This is a genomic window from Herbiconiux sp. (genome assembly GCF_023264855.1).
Taxonomy (GTDB): Bacteria; Actinomycetota; Actinomycetes; order Actinomycetales; family Microbacteriaceae; genus Herbiconiux.
Genome location: NZ_JAHFUW010000083.1, coordinates 1 through 10,150 on the forward strand (window position 1 = coordinate 1; position 10,150 = coordinate 10,150).

General features: G+C 71.8%; 10 protein-coding genes. 8 read left to right on the forward strand and 2 right to left on the reverse strand.

Going from position 1 to position 10,150, the window contains the following annotated elements; all coding sequences use genetic code 11:
* The 7 genes from Q0D75_RS20475 to Q0D75_RS20505 all read left to right on the forward strand — a co-directional run.
* Positions 1–236 (forward strand): hypothetical protein (locus tag Q0D75_RS20475; protein WP_291057641.1); only part of this gene is annotated, 236 nt, incomplete at its 5' end.
* 118 nt (positions 237–354) lie between these two features.
* Entirely contained in the window at positions 355–1,461 is a 1,107-nt protein-coding gene (locus Q0D75_RS20480) for a hypothetical protein (protein ID WP_291057642.1), read from the forward strand.
* A gap of 36 nt (positions 1,462–1,497) precedes the next feature.
* On the forward strand, positions 1,498–2,559 hold the full coding sequence (locus Q0D75_RS20485; protein WP_291057644.1) for a hypothetical protein: 1,062 nt from the start codon (positions 1,498–1,500) through the stop codon (positions 2,557–2,559).
* Positions 2,560–2,689: 130 nt separating this feature from the next.
* Positions 2,690–3,805: a hypothetical protein gene (locus tag Q0D75_RS20490; RefSeq protein ID WP_291057646.1), complete on the forward strand. Its 1,116-nt coding sequence runs from the start codon at positions 2,690–2,692 to the stop codon at positions 3,803–3,805.
* Positions 3,806–3,849: 44 nt separating this feature from the next.
* Positions 3,850–4,599, forward strand: a complete 750-nt coding sequence (locus tag Q0D75_RS20495; protein WP_291057648.1) for a hypothetical protein — start codon at positions 3,850–3,852, stop codon at positions 4,597–4,599.
* A complete protein-coding gene (locus Q0D75_RS20500) occupies positions 4,596–5,630 on the forward strand; it encodes a sortase (protein ID WP_291057650.1) in 1,035 nt (344 codons plus the stop codon). Before Q0D75_RS20495 ends, Q0D75_RS20500 begins: the two co-directional genes overlap by 4 nt.
* 228 nt (positions 5,631–5,858) lie before the next feature.
* Positions 5,859–6,632, forward strand: a complete 774-nt coding sequence (locus Q0D75_RS20505) for a phosphate ABC transporter ATP-binding protein (RefSeq protein ID WP_291057658.1) — start codon at positions 5,859–5,861, stop codon at positions 6,630–6,632.
* A gap of 7 nt (positions 6,633–6,639) precedes the next feature.
* Here Q0D75_RS20505 and Q0D75_RS20510 read toward each other — a convergent pair whose 3' ends face one another.
* Together Q0D75_RS20510 and Q0D75_RS20515 are read right to left on the reverse strand one after the other, a co-directional pair.
* The gene (locus tag Q0D75_RS20510) at positions 6,640–7,113 is read right to left on the reverse strand and encodes a protealysin inhibitor emfourin (protein WP_291057652.1); all 474 of its coding nucleotides are present in this window, start codon (positions 7,111–7,113) and stop codon (positions 6,640–6,642) included.
* Positions 7,094–8,218, reverse strand: a complete 1,125-nt coding sequence (locus tag Q0D75_RS20515; RefSeq protein ID WP_291057654.1) for a M4 family metallopeptidase — start codon at positions 8,216–8,218, stop codon at positions 7,094–7,096. The genes Q0D75_RS20510 and Q0D75_RS20515 overlap by 20 nt, the downstream gene beginning before the upstream one ends.
* Positions 8,219–8,352: 134 nt before the next feature.
* Here Q0D75_RS20515 and Q0D75_RS20520 point away from each other — a divergent pair.
* Positions 8,353–10,150: Ada metal-binding domain-containing protein (locus Q0D75_RS20520; protein ID WP_291057656.1), on the forward strand; the 1,798-nt coding region annotated here is incomplete at its 3' end.

Consider the following 10,150-nt stretch of genomic DNA (forward strand, 5'->3'; position numbering starts at 1 on the left):
CCCCGCCCGCCGCGGCTGCCGCGCCCGTCGCCGTACCGGGAGCCGTGCCCGCCGCGGCCGCCCCGGCGACCGGCCCGTCGGCATCCGGAACCGCCGCGGGCTCGCTCGTGGGCAAAGCCACCCCCGCCGATCAGAAGCTCGGGGCGATCAGCGCCGCCGTGCCGATCGCGCTCCTGGCAGGACTGCTCGCCGCTCTCGCGGTGCCGATCCTGACCCGCATCCGGAGACCTCTCTGATGCCCCCTCTTCTTGGAGCCCGTCCAGAAGGCCACCCCGGCCGTCTGGATGCCAAGTCGACGCCTTCGCACCGCGGATGCGCGAAACCCCATCCCGAAAGGAACCATTCACAGTGAAGATGAAGAAAGTCGTTGCGCTCGGCGCAGCGGTCGGCGTCGCCCTCGCGGGCCTCGGCCTCGCCCTGCCCGCGAACGCGGAGCCCGTCTCCAACGGTTACGTGCTCGTCGGCTCCGACACCCTCCAGGATTCCACCAACGCTCTGCTGAACGGCACCTCGGTCGGCGGCGCGCCGGTGCGCGTCACCTCGGCCGGCACCAGCCTCGGATCGTTCGACGCCTTCGGCTCGACCGCCATCCAGACCAAGACCGGCGGCGCGTACTTCGGCCGTCCGGCCGGCTCGGGAGCGGGCGTCACCGCGCTCCGCGCCTCGATCACCGGCAACACGTACACCGGAAACGCCGCCGTTCCGGCGCGCGTGATCACCGGTCAGGTCGACATCGCCCGGTCCTCCAGCGGTGCCGGCTCCAACGCCAACACCAACGGCCTGCTCGCCTACGTGCCCTACGGCCGCGACGCCGTGGCGTACGCGTACAACGGCACCAATTCCGACCTGGCCGCGCTGACCACCGCGCAGCTCAAGCAGATCTACGAGTCGAACACCCCCGTCACCATCGGTTCGACCGTGGTGAAGCCCCGCATCCCGCAGAGCAGCTCGGGCACCCGCTCGTTCTTCCTCAGCGCGATCGGTGTCACCACCCTCGGCACCACCGTCGGTGACTCGACCGCCAACACCACGCCCGAGAACGACGCGTCGATCCTCGGCGCCGACGAGATCATCCCGTTCTCGGCCGCCAGCTGGGTCGCGCAGGCCAACGGCGTCACCGGTGTCAACACGATCGCCGCCGCCAGCGCCGTCAACGTGAAGCTCGGCAGCCCGAACGGCGTCGCGCCGTTCACCGGAACCGGCACCTCGCTCGTTCCGAACTCGACCTTCTACAACGCCGCGCCGTTCGGTCGCGACACCTACCTCGTGGTCGAGTACGCCCGCATCAACTCCTCCGACGCGAAGTACGACGCGAATCTCGCCAACCTGCTCGACCCCTCGAAGACCCAGAGCCTCACCAACACGGGCACCTTCGCGAGCACCACGGGTGCGGTGAAGCGCAAGTTCGGCTTCCTCGCTCCCTCCAGTACCACCATCATCCGCGCGTACGCGACCCTCTAGTCGCTCGTCACACCCTTCAGAAAGGCACACAGAACCATGTTCCGTAAGAACATCGTCCGCGCCGCGGCCGTCGGCGTCGTCGTCGTCGCGCTCGTCGCGGGCAGCGCCGTCGCGGCCCACGCCGCCGACACCGTCCCGCCCACCGTGGGCTCCAAGGGCCCGTACTACATCGGCGACGCCGGTGACGGCTCGATCATCCCCGCCGGCACCGAGCTCGACTTCGACTACGCCCTGATCGGCATGCCCAGCGCCGACCCGGCCGACATCGAGGCCGTGTTCCCCGGTACGCCCGACGGCGAGACCGTCCGCACGTTCATCTCGCCGCGCGGATCCGAGCACACCCCCGCGCAGTGGACCGCCTGGGCCGACAGCGCCTTCAAGACCGGCACCAAGGATGTCATCTACCCGGCGGTCACGCTGGGAGCACAGATCCTCGGCAACCAGTCGACCGTGCGCGCCGGTGGCAACTTCAGCATCGGGTTCGCGTTCATGAAGAACAACAACCTCAACCTCGCCGACGGCGACGTGTACTTCACGTACATCACCGTGCAGCCCAACGGCAAGTGGACCTTCGCCACGCCCGACGGCAGCGGCCCGGTCGACCCCGAGCCCTCGGCGGACTCGTTCGACGTGAACCTCGAGGCCGTCACCACCTCGGCTCCCGACGGTGCGCTCAGCCTGGTCGCCCCGGCGTCGAACACGGCCACCATCGGCAACCCGGCGCTGGTCGACGGCCTATCGACCTCGACGGGTTCGCTCGGCGACTTCTCGGTCGTCGACGAGCGCTTCCAGACCCACCCGGGCTGGACGCTGACGACCACGGTCACGCAGTTCACCAACGCGGCCGACTCCAGCAAGATCATCAACGCCTCGCAGCTGGGTGTCGCGCCCAAGCTGGTCGAGCCGAACGCGGCGGTCACGCTGGCGAACCCGCAGGTCGCGGGCTCGGCGACGTACCCCTCGGTGTTCGCACAGACCGGTGACACGGCCGCCGCCGGCACCGCCAAGTTCAACGCCGACCTGAAGTTCGTGTCGCCGGTGAACATGCCGGCCGGCACCTACACCTCGAAGCTCACGCTCACGCTCGCTTCGAAGTAGCACCACCGGCATCACCCCGGCGGAGGGGGTCGCGAGCGATCGCGGCCCCCTCCGTTCTCGTGCATCGGGCGTTCACGTTCCGGACACCATGAGGCCGCACCGTCGACAACTGGCGCTGGCTTAATCAACTGTGCTTGTCATCCCGAACCCGATCCGCGCAGCCCACCCCGTGCGCCCCGCCCGCCTGAGCCGGCTCGTCGCCGCTGCGCTCGTGGGCCTCGTCCTGGCCTCCGGCATGGTCGCCGCGTCGGCCGCCGTGCCCGCCCGTGCCGACGACACCGACGGCATCTCCGGCTCGCCCTCCAGCGACACCGGCCCCGACGGCCGCAGCCGCTTCAGCTATCAGGTGGCCCCGGGCCAGGTGCTCGAGGACTACTACGTGCTGAAGAACACGGGCAGCACCGCGCAGGTGATGAAGGTGTTCGCCACGGATGCCTACAACACCGACGACGGATCGTACGGCCTGCTCGACACCGACGCCACGCCGACGGGCGCCGGCAACTGGGTCGCCTTCGACGGCGGCCAGAAGGTGCTGGAGATCCCCCTGGATCCCGGAGCCCAGCAGGTCGTGCCGTTCAGCATCACCGTGCCCGCCGACGCCGCCCCCGGCGACCACGCGGCCGGCATCGTGATCTCGGTCACCACGGCCGAGGGGCAGATCCTGGTCGACCGTCGCGTCGCCACCCGCCTCTACGTGCGTGTTCCCGGCGACCTGCAGCCCGCTCTCACCATCTCCAGCATCGCGGCGGACTACCAGGGCGAGTTCAACCCCTTCGACGGCCACACCACCATCACCTTCACGGTGAAGAACAGCGGCAACGTCGCGCTCGGCGCCGAGATGGTGGCCGGCGTCAACACCTACCTCGGAATCGGCACGGGGGAGCAGACCCGCCAGGAGCTGGCCGAGATGCTGCCCGGCAGCACCCGCACCATCACGATGACCGTGAACGGCACCGGTCAGCTGGGCTACCTCAACCCGTACGTCTCGATGCAGCCGACGGTCGACGCAGACGCCCTCGACCCGGGAGCGCTGCCGACGGTGAACCGCGACACGGTCACGTTCGCGGTGCCGTGGCTGCTACTGGTGCTGCTCGTGATCGCCGCCGCGATCTGGGGGTTCCTTCGCCTGCGCCGGGCGCGCGACGAGAAGACCGCGCGCGACTGGATCGCCTACACCGAAGCCGAAGCGCGCCGGAAGGCCCGCGACGAGGGCGTCGTGCCCGTCGGTACGGACGCGTCGCGGTGAACCCGCACCGACCGCGGCCGACCGGGCTCCGGGCGGGGCGTTCCGTGCTCGTGCCGCTGCTCGGCGCCGGTGCGGTGCTCGCGCTGCTCGGCGCACTCGCGGGCGGCAGTGCCGCCCTGGCCGCCGAGAACCCGGCCCCGGACGGCGTGAACATCACCGTCACCGTCGGCCCGGGATCCGGAACCGCCGTCGCACCTCCCGGCGCCGGCACCACCTCGAACACCACCACACGCACCACGGTGAACGGCGACGTGGTCGTCACCGGGCCCGAGGTGACGCCCGCCGTGGCCGACGACGAGCAGAGCATCGGCGGCATCCTGTACATCAGCGGGCTGGGCACCGCCTACGCGCCCTCCATCGATCCGCTGAGCGGCGACCTGCAGGTGCACTTCACCGTGCGGAACGTCTCGAACGCCACGATCGACAGCACGGCGCGGTTCTGGGTGAGCAACCCGTTCGGCGGCGAGATCAACGCGGTGGGCCCCGTGGATGTCGCCGGGCTGAAGCCCGACGAGTCGCGTGTGGTCGACGCCACCCTGAGCGGGGTCGGCCAGTGGACGTTCGCCACCGCGCACGTGACGCTGACGCCGCCGGAGACCGTCGACGGGGTGGAGCTGGCGCCGCTCACGCGGGACACGTTCGTGTTCCTGCCACCGTGGTTCCTGCTGGCGCTGGCCGCGATCGGCGCGGCCGCCTACGCCGTCGTGCGGCTGATCCGGGCCGGATCGGCCGTGCCGGGCGCCGTCGCCGCGGGTGCCGCCGCGGAACCCGCGCTGGCGGAGTCGACCGCGTGAGCTCGACCGTGATCGAGGCGCCGTCGCCCGCGGCCGGGCAGCCGCCGGTTCCCCCGGGGCCGCCCCTGCTGCCGCCGACGGGTGGGCCGGGTGGGCCGGGTGGGCCGAGCGGCCCCTCGAAGCCGCCCAAGCCGCCGCGGATGCCCAAGCGGATGCCGCGTTCGATGCAGCCGCTGGCACCGCTGACCGCTCAGCAGGTGCTCGCCCGGAGCGCGCTCGCGCTCGTCGCCGCCCTCCTGTTCGCCTTCGCGCTGAACCTGATGGTGCTGAGCCACCTCCAGCACGCCGTCTCCCAGCAGCAGCTCACCGACACCTACCGCGCGCAGCTGGCGGCGGGCACCGCGCCGGTCAGCGAGGGTGCGTTCGACGACACCCTGCTGGTCGACGGCGCTCCGGTCGCGATCATCGAGATCCCCTCGATCGGCGTGAGCGAGGTCATCGTCGAGGGCACCACCTCGGCCGACACCAAGGCGGGGCCGGGGCACCGCCGCGACACCGTGCTGCCGGGCCAGGCGGGAGTGAGCGTGGTCATGGCGCGCTCGGCGGCCTACGGAGGCCCGTTCAGCCGCATCCAGGAGCTCGCGCCCGGGGCGACCTTCTCGGTGCTCACCGGCCAGGGCATCCAGAAGTTCGCTGTGATCGGCGTGCGCTACGCGGGCGACCCCGCGCCGCCGAGCCCGAAGGCGGGGGAGAGCCGGCTCATTCTCGAGACCGCGCGCGGCGCCGCCTACATCCCCACCGGCATCGCCCGGGTGGATGCGCAGCTCGTCTCCACCACGCAGCCCGCCGGCCAGCGTCAGTCGTCGTACACCACGCTGCCCCCGCAGGCCACCGAGCTCGCCACCGACTCCTCGCAGGTGTGGGCCCTCGTGTTCGCGCTGCAGTTCTTCGTGGTGGCCGAGATCGCCGCCGTCTGGGCCTACCGCCGGGTCGGCGCTCAGAAGATGTGGGTGGTGTTCGTGCCCGTCATGTTCCTGGCCGGGCTGCTCGTGGCCGACCAGGTGAACCTGCTGCTCCCGAACCTGCTGTGACCAGAGAGAACTCCTATGACTGACAACGAAACCACCACGGCTCCCGACGACGTCACCACGGTGATGCCCCCGATCAGCCGTCGTGAACAGCGCAAGATCATGAAGGGTCAGGCTTCCGGTCCGCGGGACTGGGTTCCCACCGTGCCGCTCGCTCAGCAGCAGATATCGGGCCAGGCCTCGGCCCAGAGCTACGAGCAGCTGCTGCTGCCGACCCTCGAGCGGCCGTCGCTGGCCGAGCTCGACGCCCGCAACATCACGGCCTGGTTCGGTGACCACCAGGTGCTCGACCGGGTCTCGCTCACCATGCCGGCCGGCGTGATCACCTCGCTGATCGGGCCCTCCGGATGCGGCAAGTCGACCTTCCTGCGCATCCTGAACCGGATGCACGAGCTGATCCCCTCGGCGAGCCTGGCCGGCGAGGTGCTGATCGACGGCGAGGACATCTACGACCCCTCGCGCAAGCTCGTCGATGCGCGCAAGAGCATCGGCATGGTGTTCCAGAAGCCGAACCCGTTCCCGGCGATGTCGATCTACGACAACGTGCTGGCGGGCCTCAAGCTCACCGGAACCAAGGCCGACCGCGACCGCAAGGACTACCTCGTCGAGTCGTGCCTGATCAAGGCGGGGCTCTGGAAGGAGGTGCGGGATCGCCTCCGGGCGCCCGGCGGCGGCCTCTCCGGCGGTCAGCAGCAGCGCCTGTGCATCGCGCGCTCGCTCGCGGTCACCCCGAAGGTGCTGCTGATGGACGAGCCCTGCTCGGCTCTGGACCCGACGTCGACGCGCGTGATCGAGGAGACGATGCTCGAGCTGGTGAACGACGTCACGATCGTCATCGTCACCCACAACATGCAGCAGGCCCAGCGCGTCTCCACGCAGTGCGCGTTCTTCCTCGCCGCGCAGGGCCGCCCCGGCCACATCGTCGAGCACGGCGCCACGGAGGCCATGTTCTCGAGCCCGCTCGACTCCCGCACCTACGACTACGTCAACGGCGTCTTCGGCTGACCCGCGTTCAGGGGGAGGTGCTGGCGTCCTTGACCCGGTCGACGAGGGTGCGCCACGGGCCGAGGGCGCGTTCGGGAACGCGGGCGTCGCGTTCGTCGTCGGGGTCCGGCGTGGAGGGCTCGGCCAGCACCACCCGGATCGTGTAGACGAAGCGGTCGGGCTGCCCCGCTCCACCGCCACCCGCACCGCCATCAGCAACACCCGTGCCACCACCCGCGATGCTACCTGCGTCACCGGGGTCGCCCGCCGCACCGCCCTCGGGGGCGTCCCACGGGCACGACTCCACAAGCGAGAGCCACGAGTCCACGTCGGGCTCTTCGGTGGCGGTGATGCTCCAGGTGGGGGCGATGCCTGCCACGCCGCCGGATCGCGCGACCGTGATGCGCAGCGCCCGGGCCGGCGCATCCGACGCCGCGTTCGGGTCTGCCTGCGCTGAGCTCTCTGCGGAGGGCGGGGTGGGGTCATCCTGGGGCTGGTTCATCACTCCTCACGCCCACGGTACGCCATGCCCGCACGATCGCGGCGGTCTCGGCCGACTCCGCGCCGAAGCGGGCTCCGGATGCCGTGACCGTGGCCGCCGCGAACGTCGCGAAGTCGGCGGTGGAGGCGAGCTGCCCCGCGACCGCGTCGTACCAGACCCGGCCGGCGCGCTCCCAGGCGGGCCCGCCGAGCTCGGTCGCCGCGAGCGCGAAGGCGCGGTTCGGGATGCCGGAGTTCAGGTGCACGCCGCCGTTGTCGTCGGCGGTGTCGACGTAGTGGTCCATCGAGGCCGGCTGCGGATCCTTGCCCAGAACGTCGTCGTCGTAGGCCGTGCCCGGCTCGAGCATCGAGCGGAGCGCCCGCCCTTCGACGGCGGCGGTGAACAGACCCTCCCCGATCAGCCAGCTGGCCTCCTCGGCGCTCTGCCCGAGCCGGTGCTGCTCGACGAGCGCGCCGATCACGTCGGAGAACGACTCGTTGAGCGCGCCCGACTGGCCCTGGTAGACGAGCCCGGCGGTGTACTGCGTCACTCCGTGCGCCAGCTCGTGGCCGATCACCGAGGGCGAGGCGGTGAAGCGGCCGAACACCTCGCCGTCGCCGTCGCCGAACACCATCCGCTCGCCGTCCCAGAAGGCGTTGTCGTAGTCGTCGCCGTAGTGCACCGTCGCGTTCAGCGCCAAGCCGCGCCCGTCGACCGAGTCGCGGCCGAACGCCTCCCAGAGCAGGGCGTGGGTGGCCCCGAGCCCGTCGTAGGCCTCGTTCACCGCGATGTCGGCGGCAGCCGGATCGCCTTCACGCCGCACCACCCGCCCCGGCAACGTCTCGGTGCCGGCCGCGTCGAAGACGGTGCGCTGCACGGCGGGGGCCGATGCCGCAGCCGGGCTCCCCGCAGCGGTGCGGGGTGCGAGCAGCCCGTTGCGGGCGCCGGACCGCTGATCTCCGCCGGTGTTCTCGGCGGCTTCGCGCATCCGTTCGTCGCGTTCTTCGCGCAGCGGAGGATCGGCGAGCAGCGATCGCCGGGCGGCGGCGGCGGCGCGCTCCATGCCGAACGCGTCGGCGCGCGCGATCCGGGCCAGCAGATACGGGGGAACGATCGATCGCCTCATGCCCCGACCCTACGTCGCCCTACCGACACCCGCCCGCGTCCCCGCCTGTCGCGCGCGGGCTCCGCGAGCGGGGCCACCACTGCCGTGTCCGATTTCCGCTAGTGAGGGTCGGTGGGGCGTGTGAGACTCGAGGCATGGACTTCGACGAGCGGTACCGCATCATCCTCTCCCGGGATGCGCGCTTCGACGGGCAGTTCATCACCGCGGTGCGCTCCACGGGCATCTACTGCCGGCCCAGTTGCCCGGCGCGCACCCCGAAGGCCGCCAACGTGACGTTCTACGAGACCAGCGCGGCCGCCCACGAAGCCGGCTACCGGGCGTGCAAGCGCTGCCTGCCCGAAGCCGTGCCCGGCACTCCCGCCTGGAACCTGCGTGACGACCTCGCCGCCCGTGCCATGCGCCTGATCGGAGACGGGGTCATCGAGCGCGACGGCGTCGACGGGCTCGCCGAGCGCCTCGGCTACTCCACCCGCCACCTCACGCGGGTGCTGCGCGAGGAGCTCGGAGCCGGCCCGCTCGCACTCTCCCGGGCACACCGCGCGCAGACGGCGCGCACCCTCATCACGGGCACCGATCTCTCGATGTCCGACATCGCCTTCGCGGCCGGCTTCGCGAGCATCCGGCAGTTCAACGACACCGTGTCGGAGGTGTTCCGGCTCTCGCCCACGCAGATCCGCGAGCGGCCGTCACGGCACCCGCACGCCACGCCCGGCGCGATCCGCCTCGAGCTGCCCTACCGCGAGCCGTTCGACGCGGCCGGGGTGTTCGCGTGGCTCGCGGTGCGGGCGATCCCGGGCATCGAATCCACCGGTCCCGACAGCTATTCCCGCTCCCTGACGCTTCCCGGCGGTCCGGCCTGGTTCACCGTGCGCGATGGTCGGCGGCACCTGGTGCTCGACGCCCGTCTCACCGTGCTGCGCGACCTGCCGGTGCTGGTCGCGCGCATCCGACGCCTGTTCGACCTCGACGCCGACCCCGTGGCGATCGACGCCGCGCTCGTGGGCGGCGGTGGTAGTGACGCCTCTGGTGGTGGCGGTGCTCCATCGCTCGGCGCCGCCCTGACCTCCGGTGACGGGGGTGCTTCAGCGCCCGGTGCCGCCCTCGCTTCCGATGGCGACCTCGTAGGCGGGGGCGACGGAACTGCCGTTGCAGGCCCAGCCACCGGTGCCGCTCTGCTCGCCGACCGGGTTCGCGCGCTGCCCGGCATCCGGATGCCCGGGGCCGTCGACCCGCACGAGATGCTGTTCCGCGCCATCCTGGGCCAGCAGATCACGGTCGCCGCCGCCCGCACCCTGCTGCACCGTCTCGCGGTCGCGGCCGGCTCCCCGTTCCCCGGGGGAGCGAACGCGGCGGGGGAGACGGGTGGGCCCACCGCCGAGTCGCATGATCCCCGTGAGGCGACTTCCAGAAGCGAGCCGGGCTCGACGGCTCCGGATGCGCCGGCCGCGGTCACCGAGACGCCACCCACCCTGCTCTTCCCGACAGCCGTGCAGATCGCAGAGCACGCGCGTGCCGTGCTGACCGGCCCGCGCGCGAAGATCGACACGGTCGTGCGTGTGGCCGAGCTGCTGGCATCCGGAGAGCTCGAACTGAGCTTCGGCGACGATCCCGCGGAGCTGCGCCGCCGCCTCACCGCGATCCCCGGCATCGGCGAATGGACGGCCGGCTACCTCGCGATGCGCGTGCTCGGCAGCCCCGACGTGCTGCTCACGGGCGACGTCGCCGTGCGCACCGGAGCCCGCCGCCTCGGCATCCCCGACACCCCGCGCGGTCTCGCCGAGTGGTCGGCCCCCTACGCCCCTTGGCGCTCCTACCTCTGCCTGCACCTCTGGCGGGCCGCCGCCGACCCCGAACTCGCTCCGCCGCGCGAGCCCGCCGGCAAAACCGCCACCCGCACCCGTGCCGCCGCATCCGCTCGGCCAAAGCCGACCC

Excerpts from the sequence above, each read along its gene's own strand:
- Q0D75_RS20480 (WP_291057642.1), top strand. The coding sequence starts at position 355 with ATGAAGAAAGTCGTTGCGCTCGGCGCAGCGGTCGGCGTCGCCCTCGCG.
- Q0D75_RS20485 (WP_291057644.1), top strand. The coding sequence starts at position 1,498 with ATGTTCCGTAAGAACATCGTCCGCGCCGCGGCCGTCGGCGTCGTCGTC.
- Q0D75_RS20515 (WP_291057654.1), bottom strand. The coding sequence starts at position 8,218 with ATGAGGCGATCGATCGTTCCCCCGTATCTGCTGGCCCGGATCGCGCGC.
- Q0D75_RS20510 (WP_291057652.1), bottom strand. The coding sequence starts at position 7,113 with ATGAACCAGCCCCAGGATGACCCCACCCCGCCCTCCGCAGAGAGCTCA.